The sequence below is a fragment of the Pedobacter panaciterrae genome, from assembly GCF_013204795.1.
Classification (GTDB): Bacteria; Bacteroidota; Bacteroidia; order Sphingobacteriales; family Sphingobacteriaceae; genus Pedobacter; species Pedobacter panaciterrae.
Genome location: NZ_JABMKW010000008.1, coordinates 138,091 through 154,023, shown reverse-complemented (window position 1 = coordinate 154,023; position 15,933 = coordinate 138,091). Strand labels below are relative to the sequence as shown.

The 15,933-nt window shown below is 38.9% G+C and carries 9 protein-coding genes and 1 riboswitch; of the genes, 2 read left to right on the top strand and 7 right to left on the bottom strand.

The window, feature by feature from the left end:
* The first annotated feature begins 50 nt into the window (after positions 1-50).
* A riboswitch (SAM riboswitch) is annotated at positions 51-159 on the top strand.
* A gap of 250 nt (positions 160-409) precedes the next feature.
* Together HQN86_RS02810 and HQN86_RS02805 are read left to right on the top strand one after the other, a co-directional pair.
* Positions 410-3,538, top strand: coding sequence for a SusC/RagA family TonB-linked outer membrane protein (locus HQN86_RS02810; RefSeq protein ID WP_172659524.1), 3,129 nt, complete (start codon positions 410-412; stop codon positions 3,536-3,538).
* A 5-nt stretch (positions 3,539-3,543) separates the two neighbouring features.
* The gene (locus tag HQN86_RS02805; protein ID WP_172659523.1) at positions 3,544-4,980 is read left to right on the top strand and encodes a SusD/RagB family nutrient-binding outer membrane lipoprotein; all 1,437 of its coding nucleotides are present in this window, start codon (positions 3,544-3,546) and stop codon (positions 4,978-4,980) included.
* Between the two features lie 77 nt (positions 4,981-5,057).
* Here the strand turns inward: HQN86_RS02805 and HQN86_RS02800 are convergent, their stop codons facing one another.
* From HQN86_RS02800 to ccsA, 7 genes are all read right to left on the bottom strand, one after another.
* Positions 5,058-7,715, bottom strand: a complete 2,658-nt coding sequence (locus HQN86_RS02800) for a glycoside hydrolase family 78 protein (RefSeq protein ID WP_172659522.1) — start codon at positions 7,713-7,715, stop codon at positions 5,058-5,060.
* Positions 7,716-7,813: 98 nt separating this feature from the next.
* Positions 7,814-10,093: a glycoside hydrolase family 95 protein gene (locus HQN86_RS02795; protein ID WP_172659521.1), complete on the bottom strand. Its 2,280-nt coding sequence runs from the start codon at positions 10,091-10,093 to the stop codon at positions 7,814-7,816.
* 137 nt (positions 10,094-10,230) lie between these two features.
* Positions 10,231-11,196 carry a carboxylesterase family protein gene (locus tag HQN86_RS02790; protein WP_172659520.1) on the bottom strand — a complete coding sequence of 322 codons (966 nt, stop codon included), beginning with the start codon at positions 11,194-11,196 and terminating at the stop codon, positions 10,231-10,233.
* 67 nt (positions 11,197-11,263) lie between these two features.
* Positions 11,264-11,716 (bottom strand): hypothetical protein, encoded by a 453-nt coding sequence (locus HQN86_RS02785; protein WP_246269397.1) that lies wholly within the window; start codon positions 11,714-11,716, stop codon positions 11,264-11,266.
* On the bottom strand, positions 11,713-11,871 hold the full coding sequence (locus HQN86_RS02780; protein ID WP_246269395.1) for a hypothetical protein: 159 nt from the start codon (positions 11,869-11,871) through the stop codon (positions 11,713-11,715). Before HQN86_RS02780 ends, HQN86_RS02785 begins: the two co-directional genes overlap by 4 nt.
* Before the next feature lie 148 nt (positions 11,872-12,019).
* Positions 12,020-12,592, bottom strand: a complete 573-nt coding sequence (locus HQN86_RS02775) for a 2'-5' RNA ligase family protein (RefSeq protein ID WP_172659519.1) — start codon at positions 12,590-12,592, stop codon at positions 12,020-12,022.
* A gap of 21 nt (positions 12,593-12,613) precedes the next feature.
* On the bottom strand, positions 12,614-15,901 hold the full coding sequence (ccsA, locus tag HQN86_RS02770; protein WP_246269393.1) for a cytochrome c biogenesis protein: 3,288 nt from the start codon (positions 15,899-15,901) through the stop codon (positions 12,614-12,616).
* Positions 15,902-15,933 lie beyond the last annotated feature (32 nt).

Genomic DNA, 15,933 nt, shown 5'->3' with positions numbered 1-15,933 from the left:
ATACTAGATTATTCTTATATTTGTCGCAGCAAATGGTTCTTAAAACTTCCTGCTTATCAAGAAAGACTGAGGGATTGGCCCTATGATGTCTTAGCAACCTCTACAATTTATTGTAAAAGGTGCTAATTCCAATTCGCTGCAAAGCGGAAAAGATAAGATTAAACAGCGCAATGCTCCTTATCAATCATCATAACCAAATCTAATTCTGTTCGCGACAAAGTATGTAAGGGATGACCTAAACTATAAATGTATAAAAACATGACACAGAAAGTACACCAAAAAGAAATGCGCTGCTCATCTCCATCTCATTACCCTTCATCTGGTCTTATGATCACTCAAAAACGAATGCACTGTTGCTCTATTTAATGCAACCCAAAGAATTTATTATACACCCATTTATTTAATTCACATGTTAAAAATATACAAAATTTTTGCAGGGATTCTTATATCCTTTTTTTTCCTGCAAACCGTACAGGCACAATCTGTTAAAATAACAGGTACTGTTACCGGAAACCCCGACGGGGAGACTATTCCAGGAGCATCAATTACCATAAAAGGTAAAAAAAGCGGAACAACTACAGATGGCAGCGGTAAGTTTTCTCTAGCTGCAGATGTTAATGATGTACTTAGTATATCTTATCTTGGATATACTACAAAAGAAGTAACCATTACCGCAGCTACAACTACATTAAATATTGCGCTTGATGTTTCGGCAAATGCTTTAAGTGAAGTTGTTGTTACAGCCCTTGGGATTTCTAAAGAAAAGAAATCGTTGGGATATGCTGTTCAGGAATTAAAATCTAAAGATATTGCTACCGCAAAAGAAACCAATATAATCAACTCTCTGGCCGGAAAAATTGCCGGTGTGCAAACTACAAATAGCCAGGGCGATATGGGTTCATCAAGAATTATTATTCGTGGTGAAACCTCTATATCAGGTAACAACCAACCCCTCTTTGTAGTGGACGGAGTACCCGTTGATAATTCGCAGAATCTAGGTATAGCTGGATCAAGGGATTTTGCCAATACCATTTCGGATATTAATTCAGAAGACATTGAATCAATCAGTGTACTTAAAGGTCCAAATGCAGCAGCACTATATGGATCACGTGCAGCAGCAGGTGTTATCCTTATTAAAACCAAAACTGGCAGAGGCCAAAAGGGTTTAGGTATCAGTGTTAACTCCAACGCTACATTTTCAAACCTATTGACCTTACCGGATTATCAAAACTCATTCGGACAAGGTACAAGCGGCAAGTTTAGCTTTGTAGATGGAAAAGGTGGAGGTGTAAACGACGGTGTAGATGAAAGCTGGGGACCAGCATTGGATGGCCGTTTAATTCCTCAGTTTAACTCTAAAGGTGTTGCTGTTCCATTTATTGCTCATCCAGATAATGTTAAGGATTTCTTTGAAACAGGTTTTGCGCTTAATAATGGTATTGCCATTGCAGGCTCTGGAGAAAAACAAGATGTCCGTTTCTCTTACAACAACCTTACGCAAGGTGGTATACTGCCAAATTCTTCTCAGGACAAGAATTCATTATTATTGAATACCACGTACAGAATCACTCCTAAATTAACTTTAAACGCTTCTGCAAATTATATAAAAAGCAATGCCGATAACCTTCCTGCCTCAGGCGGAAAACGTGCAACTGGTCCGATGCTTCAATTTACATGGTTTGGAAGACAGGTAGATGTTAGTCAGCTTAAAAACTATAAAGACGAAAACGGAAACGACTTTAACTGGAACAATAGTTACTATAGTAACCCTTATTTCATAGCCTATGAAAATACAGTTGGTCAGAAACGTGATCGCATTATTGGTAATGCAGAATTAAATTATAAAATTACAAGCGCACTTTCAGCCAACTTCAGGACAGGAAATGATTACTATACAGACCGTAGAAAGATCAAAATCGCTTATGGAACAAATGGTACCCCATTCGGTTCATATGAGGAAGATGCATATACGGTTAATGAAAATAATACCGAAGGTCGTTTAGAGTTCAATAAGAAACTGAATTCAGATTTCTCAATAGATATTTTGGGTGGCGGAAACATTAGAACTTCAACTTTCGAACAAAACGATCAGAAAGCGACCAAGTTGGCAGTAAACGGCTTATATACCTTGAGCAACTCCAGAGATCCATTGGTATCTTCAAACGTTTACACCAAACTTAGAACCTATAGTTTATTTGGATCCGCTCAGTTGGGCTTTAGAGATTATGCATATCTGAATTTAACAGCACGTAACGACTGGGATTCCAGTTTACCAAAACCGAACTTATCTTATTTCTACCCTTCTGTTAATGGAAGTTTAATTCTTACAGAAGCTTTTGATATTAAAAGCGAGGTGCTTAGTTTCGCTAAACTAAGAGGAGGCTGGTCTAAAGTAGGAAAGGCAACAGACCCTTATCAACTGATCAATACCTATAGCTTCACTGCTCCATTTGATGGAAATCCACAACAATCAGTTAATACGATCGACCTTAATCCAAACCTTCTGCCAGAAATCACCAAATCGACTGAGGCGGGTGCCGAAATTGGGTTGTTTGATAACCGCATCAAGCTGGATCTAAGTGTGTACAATACAAACAGTATTAATCAGATTTTAAAAGTTGATGTAAGTTCAGGAACAGGATATACACAAAAACTTATTAATGGCGGAAGTATCAATAACAAAGGAATAGAAGTTCAACTAGGTTTAACCCCTGTTAAACTTAAAGACTTTAGCTGGGACATCAATTTAAACTATTCACGTAATCGCAGTAAGGTTACAGAATTGGATAAAGAAGGACGCATTAGCAGCTATACAATTGGTACCAGTGGAACGCTTGATGTATTGGCAGCTGTAGGCCAGCCTTACGGTACTTTCTTCGGAACTGCCTACCAGCGTGATGCTGCCGGACAAATTCTGGTAAGCTCTGATGGTACTCCGGTTATCAATCCTGAAAAACAAATTCTTGGTAAGTTTACACCAAACTGGATAGGCGGAATTACGAATAACTTTACTTACAAGAATTTCAATTTGAATTTCCTCGTAGACGCCAGAATTGGTGGTAAGGTATTCTCTGGTAGTAACGCTACAGGAACTTATACGGGTGTACTGGCAAGTACAATGAGAGGAAGAAATGCTGAAAATGGCGGACTTACCTATACCTCAGGAGGAACAACATTTAATGACGGGATGATCTTTGACGGCGTTCTGGCTGATGGCACTAAGAACAATAAAATCATTCCTGCAGAAGAGTATTACAAAGCTACAACCAATGCAGATGAGCAATTTGTTTACAGCGCTTCTTATATCAAATTAAGAGAAGCTAGATTGAGCTACAACATTCCTTCGCAATGGGTTAAAAAGATCGGGTTACAGGACGCTACTTTCTCAATAGTGGGACGTAATCTTTGGATCATCCATAAAGATGTACCAAACATTGACCCTGAAACTGCATTCAACACAGGAAACGCTCAGGGTCTGGAGGACCTAACTCTTCCAACAACAAGATCATTTGGTTTTAACCTTAATTTTAAATTCTAGACATCATGAAATTCAAATATATTCCAATCCTTTTTTCTGCAATTATAGCAACGGCTTTCACTTCGTGCAAAGACGAGCTGGCAGATATCAACAAAAATCCCAACGCTGCAGAAAACCCCCTTCCTGATTATTTGCTAACAGGTGCTATAAAGAACACTGCTGATGCATACTGGGGAACTAACAATATTAACTCAAGTCTGCTATTTGTTCAGCACTGGTCAAAAATACAGTATACTGATGCCGATCGTTATATTTTTTCTAATACCGATCTTCAGGATTTATGGAACACCGGATATACAAAAGGTATTACCAATCTTAACAAACTGATTGAGCTAGCCGATGCACAACAAAACACCAATTACAGAGGCGTAGCTAAAGTATTAAGATCATGGACATTTCTATTGTTAACAGATGCTTACGGAGATATACCCTATTCTCAATCTATCCAGATCAAAAAATTCGTAACTCCAGTATATGATACCCAAAAAGATGTTTATTTCGGATTACTTAATGATTTGAAATCTGCACAAGCTGATCTCGATCTGAATGGTAAGGCAATTGCAGGTGACATCATTTATGCTGGTAAGATAGATCGCTGGAAAAAATTCGCAAATGCATTAAGGCTGCGCATAGCACTCCGAATAGCCGACCGTGAACCAGAGAAAACCAAATCCGTGTTGGCAGAAATTGCAGCAGAAGGTGGCGCCTACATTAGTAGCAATGCTGAAATAGCACAATTGGTATATGTTGCTTCTCCTAATCAAAACCCGATAAGTAATACATTTGACACACGTAACGACCATAGGATAAGCAAAACAATTGTAGATAAATTGAGGAGCTTAGGTGATCCGCGTTTGCCAATATTTGCCAGCCCTACTAAAGATGCGACGCCTGAAACTTATGTGGGCGTTCCAAATGGTTTGCTAACCAGTGATGCCAACAGCCTTGGTTTAAATAAAACTTCTAAACCCGGCACTTACTTCCTTGCTCCTTCTGCACCTGCGGTTATCATCAGCTATGCTGAGGTATTATTTGATCGTGCAGAGATAGCAGCGCGTGGTTTTAGCAGTGAGGATCCGGCAGCTTTGTATAAACAAGCCGTTGAAGAATCATTAAGGCAATATGGGGTTACAGAAGGTGAAATCACTACATATACAAACCTTCCTGCCGTAAAGTATAACGCTGGTAATTACAAAAAATCTATTGGTGACCAAAAATGGATTGCTTTATTTGGACAGGGACTAGAAGCCTTTGCTGAGTGGAGAAGATTGGATTATCCGGAACTTACTCCTGCCGTTGCAGGTACATTAGGCGGAAAACTACCTGTAAGATTTATTTATCCAGGACGTGAACAATCGCTTAACGGGACAAATTATAAAGCCGCAGTAGCAAGACAAGGTGCGGATATATTAACTACAAGACTGTGGTTTGACATAAAATAATATCAAATACCTTTAGCAAGGTAATAAAAGAAAAAAGGCCGGTATCATGATTAATGATACCGGCCTTTTTTCTTTTATTAAATTTTACTTTCAAAGTGATAACTACCAGATCCAATTTCTTTAGTTGTATCTGGCAATACGATCTTAGCTTTGGTATTTGCTGGTACCGTAACATCAAGCTTTAACAATCCATTTTCCAATGTCCATGCTGATTTTACCGTGCCATATACAGTTTCTAATTCTGCCGATGCGTTAGTTATTTTTCCACCTGGTTTCGGCGCAATAACAATAGACTTATACCCTGGCTGATCAGCTACCGAATTTATTCCTGCAATTGTTCTATACATCCAGTCACCTATAGCACCATAAGCATAGTGATTATAAGAGTTCATATCAGGAGTTTGAAAAGATCCATCAGGTTTAATACCGTCCCATCTTTCCCATATCGTAGTAGCGCCCATTTTTACAGGATAAAGCCACGAAGGATAGCTTTCCTGCATTAAAAGATCGTAAGCAACATTGTTGTGTCCAAATCTGGTCAGTACATGGCATAAATAAGGTGTACCCAAAAAGCCGGTTGTCAGGTGATTTCCATAGTCGCGGACATTAGCAACCAGGCGTTCAGCGCATGGCGCTCTCAGTTCTTCGGGCAGCATGTCAAAATGAAGAGCTAAAACATAAGCGGTCTGCGTTCCAGATACCAATCGGCCAGTTGGCGTCATGTACTCCTTCACAAATGCTGCTTTGATCTCAGCAAGAAGTGCGGTGTATTTAGCTACATCATCCTGTTTACCTAATACTTTTGCCGCATTGATCAGCAACTGTGTAGAATGCGCATAAAAGGTCTGCGCAATCAAATATTTATCGGTTACTGCAGCCCTGCCATCATTATCATCATTCGGACGATAGAACAGCCAGTCGCCAAAGTGGAAACCTGAATTCCAAAGATTGTTCTTTGCAACGGATGAAATATAACCCACCCATTTCTGCATACTTTCATATTGTGTTTCCAATATCCTGCGATCACCGTAAGCAACATACATATCCCATGGAATAATTGTAGATACATCCGCCCATCCTGCAGATGCACCATCATTTGGTCCTAATACATTTGGGATCACATGCGGGATCAGGCCATTAGGTTGTTGATCTGTTTTTACATCTTTTAACCATTTGGTAAAAAATCCGGCAACATCCATATTATAAGCTGCTGTATTGGCAAAAGCCTGTGCGTCTCCTGTCCAGCCCAAACGCTCATCGCGCTGCGGGCAATCAGTCGGTACATCTACAAAGTTTCCTTTTTGCCCCCATTGGATGTTGTGCTGTAATTGATTCAGCATGGCATTAGACGTCGAAAACTTGCCTGTTGTTTCCATATCCGAATACACAGCAACTGCGGTTAGGTCCTCAGTTTTCAATTCTCCTGGATAGCCTTCTACCTTCACATATCTGAATCCCTGAAAAGTAAAATGAGGTTCAAAAACCTGCTCTGTATTTTCCTTTAATATATAAGTGTCCTGTGCCTTTGCAGATCTCAGATTTACCGTATAAAAGTTACCCTCTTTTGTAAGTACCTCTGCATGGCTCAAAGTGATCTTCGTTCCTGCAGTACCTTTAGCTTTAAGCATAACCCAACCCACCAGATTTTGCCCGAAATCCACTACTGTCTCTCCTGCTGGCGTTTTGAAAACTTTAAGTGCTTTAAATTGCTCATGTTTCCTTACCGGCGGACCACTCATAGCCACCAGCTTTTCAGTACCTTTTTCCATTGTACCAACTGCAGTCCATGCAGCATCTTCTTTAAAGCCTGTATTGTTCCAGCCGGCTATTTCCATCCTGGCATCATAGATCTCACCATCATAAATGTCCGAAGCCATAATTGGTCCATAGGTATATTTCCAGCTCTCATCTGTATTTATCGATTCCTTGGTACCATCAGTGTATTCCACCTCTACCTGCATCAGCAATCCGCGTGTATCACCATAAAAGTTGTGCTGATTTCCAAAACCGATTCGCCCTTTGTACCATCCATTTCCTAGACTTACACCCAATACATTAGCTCCACTTTTCAAAGCAGCAGTTATGTCGTATACCTGGTATTGCAGGTGATCTTTATAACTGGTCCATCCCGGTGCAAAATAGGTATCGCTTACGCGCTGACCATTGATGTTGGCTTCGTACAATCCTTTTGCAGTAATGTAGGCTATAGCCGATTTGACTTTCTTTTGTAAGGAGAATTCCTTTCTAAAAAGCGGGCTTCTTGCAGAACTATCTTTTCCCGCTACGGTGATCCATTTTGCGGTCCAGTCTGTCGGAGCAATTCCCATTTGAAAGAGACCAGGTTCAGACCAGGCAGATGTATTGCCGTGATTGTCTTTTACCCTAACCTGCCAATAATATCTCTTTTTTGATTGTAATTCTGATCCTGCATATTCGATCAATACAGATTGATCTCCTGTGGTAGATCCTTTCCAGACAAGATCCTTACCTGCATTCACTGAGGCCTTACTAGTGCCTACTCTAATTTCATAAGAAGATTGTAAGGTATTTTTTACTGTTGAAATGATTTTCCAGCTAAACCTGGGTTTTGGCGTTTCAATAGCCAGTGGATTTTTAAGGTGCTCAACCTTAAGGTCATTTACACTTAATTTCTGGGCAAGGGCCGTAAGGTTAACGGCAAACAAAAGCCCAAATACTGCACATTTCTGCAGCAACGTCTTAATACATGGTCTCATATTTGATTAATAATGAGTTGCCCGGAAATCCTAAGCAACTCACTATTATCCGTAATTAATTTGACATAAGTGTCATGCACCATCCTGTCCTTAATTAATTACTGGCCTACAAAACCATAAACCTTACCGGCTACAGTTTTAAAACCATATTTATAGCCATTTTCGTCTTTGCTGTTTTTCACAGCAAAAACTGCCTTTAAAGCATTTGGAACACGAAGATTGCAATCTCCGCCAGATAACGATTTCACAGAGAGCTTAACGATCTTTCCATCTTTCCATTGCAGATCAGTAATTTCAAAATTACCTCTTGCACGCAGACCTTTTACACTTCCACTAGTCCATTCTTTGGGTAAAGCAGGAAGCAATTCAATTTCTGAAGTTTGACTTTGAAGCAACATCTCCGCAACACCAGCAGTATAACCAAAGTTACCGTCTATCTGGAAAGGAGGATGTGCGCAAAACAAATTCGCATAAATTCCACCACCTTCATTATAATCAACACCAGAACCACCTACAAGTGTAATAAAGTTCTTAAGAATCAGATAAGCATGATCACCATCATGTAACCTTGCCCAAAAGTTCATTTTCCAGGCCATAGACCAACCAGTTGAGGCATCGCCACGTGCAAGTAAACTTACTTTTGCAGCTTTTGTTAGCTCTGGTGTTTCAGTCGTACTGAACTGTCTGCCCGGATGTAGACCAAAAAGATGAGATGCATGTCGGTGGTTATCCTTTGGATCATCACGATCTGTTTCCCACTCCTGTAACTGTCCCCATTTACCAATTTTGGGTTTTAACAGGTGCTCACGCATATCCATTACTTTATCTCTATAAGCTTTGTCAACGCCTAATGCATCAGCAGCTTCAATATAATTGGTAAACAGATCATACACGATTTGCTGATCGTACGAAACACCGTCTTCAGTAGGTCCATGTTCTGGCGACCAGCCCTTTGGTGCTACCAAAGTGCCATCATCTCTACGTTTCAAATAATCATCCCAAAACTCCGTGATCTCTTTTAGTATCGGGTAACCAAAGTTTTTAAGGTAAGCTTTGTCTCTTGTAAATGCGTAATGTTCCCAGATAGACTGTACATACCATGCACTACCTGGTGTGTTCCATAAAAAGCTTTCGCCACCAAAAATGTTGTTTTCCGTTTTCACAGTCCACCCACGTACCCCAGGATACTCCTTTTTGGTATTTTCCTTTTTCACTTCGCGCATACTGTTTATGTAATCCAGATATGGAAAATGAGATTCAGAAAGATTGGTAGGCTCTGCAAGCCAATAATTCATTTGTATATTAATGTTCGAGTGGTAATCAGACCGCCATGGCGGGTTGTTACTTTCGTTCCATAAGCCTTGCAAATTGGCAGGCAAGCCCCCTTTTCTCGATGAGTTGATTAACAAATATCTTCCATACTGAAAAATAAGTGCCTCCAATTGAGGATCTGTTGCTTTCTTATAATTAATTATCCTTTTATAAGTTGGAAGCGACAGCGTTGCTGCCGGGGTAGCACCCAGGTTTAACGACACTCTTCCGAATAAATTCTGATAATCTTTAATGTGATTGTTTAGCAACAGCTGATAGTTTTTAGTTGATGCCGCCGCCAAAATCTGTTTAACTTTAGCATCAGGATCCTCACCTTTCCATTGTTGATCACGCTTATTGCTATAATCAGTTGCTGCTGAAAGTAAAATAGTAAATGCATCTGCCTTATTAATATTTAATTGAGATCCACCTTTACCATCCGATTCTATAACTGCAGATCCACCTTCTGTTTTTACCAATAAAGTAGCGCTGTATGCCATTCCATTTTCAAGTTTCCCAGCAATGGTTAACCTTGTTCCATCAGCGGTAACTTTTGCATCATGAGCATCCCTAAGTTGTATAGTAGCCGAGGATCCTGCCTTTTTATTGGCAGTAAAACGCAACACCATTACCTTATCAGGGAAACTGCAAAAGTACTCACGTTTATAGGCAACGCCATTGTCTGTGAAAGAAATTTTCTGAACAGCTTTGCTAATATCAGTTTCTCTGCGATAATCAGCAGGAACAGCGGCCTTAGCATCTTTGTCTTTAAAATTGATGTACACATCACCAAATGCTTGATAAGCACCTGTATTTGTTTCGTCCCCGGTCCACAAACTAATTTCATTAAATTGAATGTGTTCTTGTGAGATTCCGCCAAATACCATCCCGCCAATTCTTCCATTTCCCATAGGGAAAGCTTCTGTCATCCATTCTTTGGCAGGCTTATTATCCCATAGTTTTAAGTCCTGTGTGGGTTGCGCTACTTTCTTTACCTGAGCAGTCAGACTAAGCTGAAACAGCAGGAAAATAAAAAGTGCATAAATTTGTTTTTTGTGTGGTTTCATTTTGTGATATACAGGTTTGGTTAAAAAGTGTTTTCAATGATACTTAAATAAAGCACATAAAAATTCAGCAATTCTTACATCATCTTAAGGGATTTTAACATAAAACAGGTAATGATCCCTGAGATTAGCTGTACTTTTTAATCACCAATCCTTTTGTAAACATACTGTCTGTCGGCATTTATAAGGAGTTGCATTTTTCGTTTTTTGCCTGAGAATACAGCATCAACCGGATCGTTCTCATTTACAAAGAACTTGTCATTTGCATAGGGTTTTAGTTCAGTAACTCCCTTTTTCCGAATCATTGTAACTATGCCCGTTGTTACGGTTATCTTCAAGGTATCGTTGGCAAGATCATTATAATAGGAGCCCTGATAAGTATCCAGCAGTTCCTGATCTACCGGAACTTTAGCGTACTTAAACTTTTTGATGCCCAGCAACCAGGTATATAAACTATCGGTATTGTATGCTGAAGTCCAGCTGTCGTGGCCGTCTTCCGGAAAAATAGTGAATTTAACATCCGGATTTATAGGTTTTAGTGCATTAACCATATCCTGACTTGCTTTAAGCGGAACAACATTATCCTTTCCTCCATGAAAAACCCAAACAGGTGTATGCCTTATTGCCCAGACTTTGGAAACATCCCCCCCTCCACAGATCGGCACAACTGCGGCAAACATCTGAGGATATTTCATTGCCATATCCCAACTGCCATAACCACCCATACTTAAACCCGTTAAGTACAATCGATCTTCATCAATTCTATACTTTTTCTTAATATCCTTCATTAAACGCATTAAATCTGTGCTTTCCCAGCGTTCTCCTTCTGGCACCTGGGGCGACACTACAATGAATGGAAACTTTTTCCCATCGGCGATCAATTTTGGTAAACCATTTACTGCAACCTTGCTTACATCATCTCCACGTTCACCACTGCCATGTAAAAATAATACAACAGGGAATTTTTGTTGATCATCTTTATTATAATTTTCCGGTAAATAAAGGAGATACTTTAATTCGTTGGTATATTTTTCCTGGCTTTGCTGGGCTAATAAAGCACCACAAAACAGATTGAAAACGACTAAGAAGACGAATAAGAATTTCATATTGAACAAATTAATAATCAGACTCTTAATATACGAGAATGTTACTAAATTAACCAGTTAGTTAAAGCTAAGATTTTATCTTTTTTATAGAAGCGATATCTCCAAGATCTTTTTTTCTTCCCGAGGCTTCTTTATTTTTTATGAACTCGGTTACGTTAATAAAGTTAACTTTAAGATTATCAACCTCGCCATCCACTCTATTTATATAAGCTTCATCAAATTCAACACCGGATATTGCATTTAGGATATCAATCCGTAAGGGTGGATATCCCAATTGAGTAACATAATTTTCCTTTAAAAAATCTTGTTCAGTTAAACCTAATGATCCAAAACCAAAATCATTCAATACCTTAATCATTCTTGATGCATTTTTGGCGCTTGGTTTAATCCAAATATCTAAATCTCCGGTATGTCTGGGGCGACCATGGTACGCAAGTGCATGGGCACCCACTATCATATAATCAACCTTATGAAGATTGAGCAATTCTATAAAATCAATAAAATCTTGTTCGAAGATCATAATTTCCTTTGTTGAACTACTTTTTCAATTTTTTCGGGAAATTTACCATCTGCCCAAGTAAAATAGTTTTTTCTCAAGCGACTAACTTCAGATAATCTCTCGGAAACTGTTCTGCTAAGCCAAAATAAAACATCGAGACTGTCTTCGTCTTCCATTTTGACCTGATTAACTACCATGGCTATTTTTCTACTGTGCTCCATATCTTAAGACTACGATGAAATCACTAAAAATTGATATCCTCATTACAAAAATAAGAAAAAAACAAGACTGTTTTATATCTATATATGCCCTATCTCAGTCTACCTAAAACATTGATAGTTGCTCATCTCTCGATTGAGAGTTGCTTTGAAAAACAAACTCTCCAATTACTACAAATTGGCCTTCGTTCACACGAACACGAAGAACTATTCTATCGCAAATAAAGTTTAGATTTACTTTTGTATCCATAAACAGATCTCTTGCCAAGGATAATTGTTCGTGGTTTAATCTCCTACCTATTGATATATGAGGGTTATAACTTCTATGAGTCAACTTAACTTTCATACCTTGTTGAATCCTCTTCATACATTGTTTAAGTATAATCTCTGACTCCTTATCTGGCAATATGCATATTACTCCATTTTCATATACATCAATACGATCAAATGTTAAATCCAAAGGCGGTTCAGAAGTACAAAGCTTAAGCAATTGACTTTTAATAGCTAACAATTCTCTTTCACCAATTACATTAAACTCACATATTGTTATGTGAGCCTTTGAATTTCTACTGCCATACCAACCAGCTACGGATGCCAGCTCATCTTTCATAGCCTTCACCTTTTCCATTACTGAGAGAACAGGATATATCGCTACTGAATAAACAGAAATTTCACTCATATCTATAATAAAGATAAGAGATTACTTCTTACTCCTTGCCTTATATCTTCTGTAAGAAACAAAAGCCAAAGCAAAAACTACCGCCAGCGTAATATACACCCACGACGGAATTGGCACAGGATCACCTTGCGCATACGAATGCAAACCAGTCAGGTAGTAATTAACCCCGAAATAAGTCATGATTATACTGGAGAAACTTAACAGCGACAGCAAATTAAACAAGTACTTACTTCTTAAGCCCGGAATTAAACGAACGTGCAGTACAAACGCATAAACAATAACCGAAATAAACGCCCAGGTTTCTTTCGGGTCCCAGCTCCAATAACGGCCCCAACTCTCATTAGCCCATACACCACCTAAAAACGTACCAACAGTAAGTAAAAATAAACCTACCGTTAACGACATTTCATTCACAATCGTTAGCTCAGTTATCGAAGCTTTAACCTTTGCACTGATTTTATTGTTATCAATTACATAAAGTATCAATACAACTGTACCCATCAATGCACTTAAGCCAAAGAAACCATAACTAGAAGTAATAATTGCTACGTGAATCATCAACCAATATGATTTCAATACAGGAACCAGCGGAGTAATCTGAGGATTCATCTGAGAACCACCGTGTGCAAAGCCCATCAAAATCACAGCAATTAAACAACCCGCAGCAGGTATAAACGCATTACTGTTTCTATACATTAGTAAACCGGATAAAACACCTATCCAGCTAATAAACAATACCGCTTCATAACCATTACTCCAAGGCTCATGCCCCGAAATATACCAACGAGCTCCTAAACCAACCGCCTGTAAAGTTGCTGCAATGCCGATAAGTATCAAAACTACCTTAACCAGTGTATCAAGTGATTTAGAATTCTTAAATAGCTTCATGAAGGCAAGTGAAAGTATCACTACCCCTAGAATGGCATAAGTAATCATCAGATTCAGGAATATATTCCATGAGTTATAACTGATCTCCCATTCTACTTTCGACTGTGAAGGCACTACATTCTTACCATATTTCTGTTGCGCTTCGCCAATATCTTTCAGTGCTGCATCGGCCGAAGACCAGTTACCTGATACCTGAGCGTCGTTAACAGCTTTAACATAACGGCTAATAGCACTTGGTTTAACGGAAATACTATCTAAATCACTTATAGTCATAGCAATCCAGGTATTATTCGCATCACCAATAATTGGAGAAACACGTAAATACTGCCCATAAACCAATTGCTCCATAGCCTGTAACTTATCATTCAGATCAATTACATCTTTATCGTAGCTATTTTGTTCAGCAGGTTTCTTAGCAAATGCCTTTGCATAATCGTCTTTTAATCTGAATTCAGCAGTCCCGTCCGAATTAATCTTTATCAAATTTACCATCGAAGTATAACCTTCGGGAGTAGCGCTCACAGTTTTAAGCAATTCAGGCCCACCCTTAGTATTTACTTTAATCAACGGAACGTTGATCCAGTTGAAAGGCATTGTCGAAATAGATAAGAAAAACTGGTTTGCATTTAATGTATAAAAACGATCCTTGCGATGTAATTTCCTAAGGATTTCCAGTGCCATCGTATTAACAGGTTCAATCCGGCCATCAATATTTTGCACCAATAAATGGCCAAACTTATCGGCATGAGTCTCATCTATTTTAATAGATGAAGCAAATTGTACCGGGTCTAAGGTTTTAGTAGGCAAAAACAGTTGCGTATCATTATGCTCATGTTTATGTTCTGGGGCAGTACCATTCCCAGGCACAACGTTGTGCTCATTATCGTGAACCTCACCATTTTCATGAACATGAGTAGTTGCGCCATCAGTACCATGCATATCTATCTTCTGACTAAAAGCCGCACCGACAGGCAAAAAGAAAAGCAGCAACAGCAATGTTTTCGATTTAGAGATTGTTTTCAATTGCTCATTCAATTTCGAAAAATGAGTCCCTTTCCAGAATAGCGTAACAAACATGCCTAAGAAAAGTAAAATATAACCAATATAAGTAACGTTGGTACCCAACTGATCATGATTTACAGATAGAATCGTCCCCTTTTCGTCCTCATCAAAACTTGCCTGAAAAAAGCGATAACCAGAATGATCCAATACATGGTTCATAAATATTTTATATGGTGTTTCTCCAGCCTCATCCAAAATCATGACATCAGAAGAATAAGAAGCCGGACTATTACTACCCGGATATTTTTCCATCTTAAAATCTACCAATTTAAGCGAAAACGGCGTTTGATAGATCTTAGATCCATAAGCCAAGGAAATCCTCAAACCGCCAACTTCACTTTGATGTTGAAAATTTGTCATCCCTTTTCCACCGTAAAACGACACCGTATCCACAGCGGTTGGTGTAGTAATTTGTACTTTCACTAAATCCAGATCATGCTCATGAGTCCTTTTATCACCCTCAAAATAAATGATGTGGCCTGGTATTGCAGGCTCAGGAACAACAAAGGCAAATCCACCATAAGTGTATAAGCTTCTTAAATTGAAGGGCTGAGGAACATTATTTCCAACAACAGGTTTTCTTTCCTGGGTAGCCATAATCATATAATTACCCTCGTAAGGAGAAGAAATCTGAAGTGCACCGCTTGCATCACTTATATTGATGGCACCCGGTGTTTCTTTGTTAAAAGAAACCAGCATGTTCTGCATCAGCTGCACACCACCCGTAGGAATATATTTATTTACACGTTTACCATTTTCAAGTACAACAAGATGTAAGGTTAGTTTACCAGTATCACCGCGCACCAATGAATCCTGTGCCCTTGCATAAAAATCAACAACCTTTAGCTTAACACGCTCTCCATTGTAATCGTACTCAGAAGTAAATGTCTTTTTAAAAGGCTTTAAATACATAGGAATGCGGCTAGAAGTTAAATTAGCAGGCACATCATCATATGCCAATGCCGCATCACCCTTACCTATCTGTACCTTAATAAAGGTCTTATCCGAAATAATGTCTTTACTTGTTTCGCCTTCGCGGATATGCATTGATCCTTCAAAACTTATATATCTTGTGATATAACCACCAATAAAAATAAGCACAAATGCGAGGTGGAATACCAATAGAGGCCATTTCTTACGTTGCAAAAGTTGGTATCTGCCAATATTCCCAATAAAGTTCAATACCAGGATTAGCATAATCAATTCAAACCACCAGCAGTCATAAATTAGCGCCTTGGCAACAGATGTTCCATAGTCATTTTCCACAAAAGTGGCCATGGCCATAGAAAAAGCATAAAGCAACAACATCACACCCGTGGTACGGGTTGAAAAGAGAATTTTACCTAACCTGTTAATCATTATTAATGTTTCTTTTTTATTTCTACCAATAA

Coding starts and splice junctions, on each gene's coding strand:
- HQN86_RS02810 (WP_172659524.1), top strand. CDS start 410: ATGTTAAAAATATACAAAATTTTTGCAGGGATTCTTATATCCTTTTTT.
- ccsA (WP_246269393.1), bottom strand. CDS start 15,901: ATGATTAACAGGTTAGGTAAAATTCTCTTTTCAACCCGTACCACGGGT.
- HQN86_RS02775 (WP_172659519.1), bottom strand. CDS start 12,592: ATGAGTGAAATTTCTGTTTATTCAGTAGCGATATATCCTGTTCTCTCA.
- HQN86_RS02780 (WP_246269395.1), bottom strand. CDS start 11,871: ATGGAAGACGAAGACAGTCTCGATGTTTTATTTTGGCTTAGCAGAACA.
- HQN86_RS02805 (WP_172659523.1), top strand. CDS start 3,544: ATGAAATTCAAATATATTCCAATCCTTTTTTCTGCAATTATAGCAACG.
- HQN86_RS02785 (WP_246269397.1), bottom strand. CDS start 11,716: ATGATCTTCGAACAAGATTTTATTGATTTTATAGAATTGCTCAATCTT.
- HQN86_RS02795 (WP_172659521.1), bottom strand. CDS start 10,093: ATGAAACCACACAAAAAACAAATTTATGCACTTTTTATTTTCCTGCTG.
- HQN86_RS02790 (WP_172659520.1), bottom strand. CDS start 11,196: ATGAAATTCTTATTCGTCTTCTTAGTCGTTTTCAATCTGTTTTGTGGT.
- HQN86_RS02800 (WP_172659522.1), bottom strand. CDS start 7,715: ATGAGACCATGTATTAAGACGTTGCTGCAGAAATGTGCAGTATTTGGG.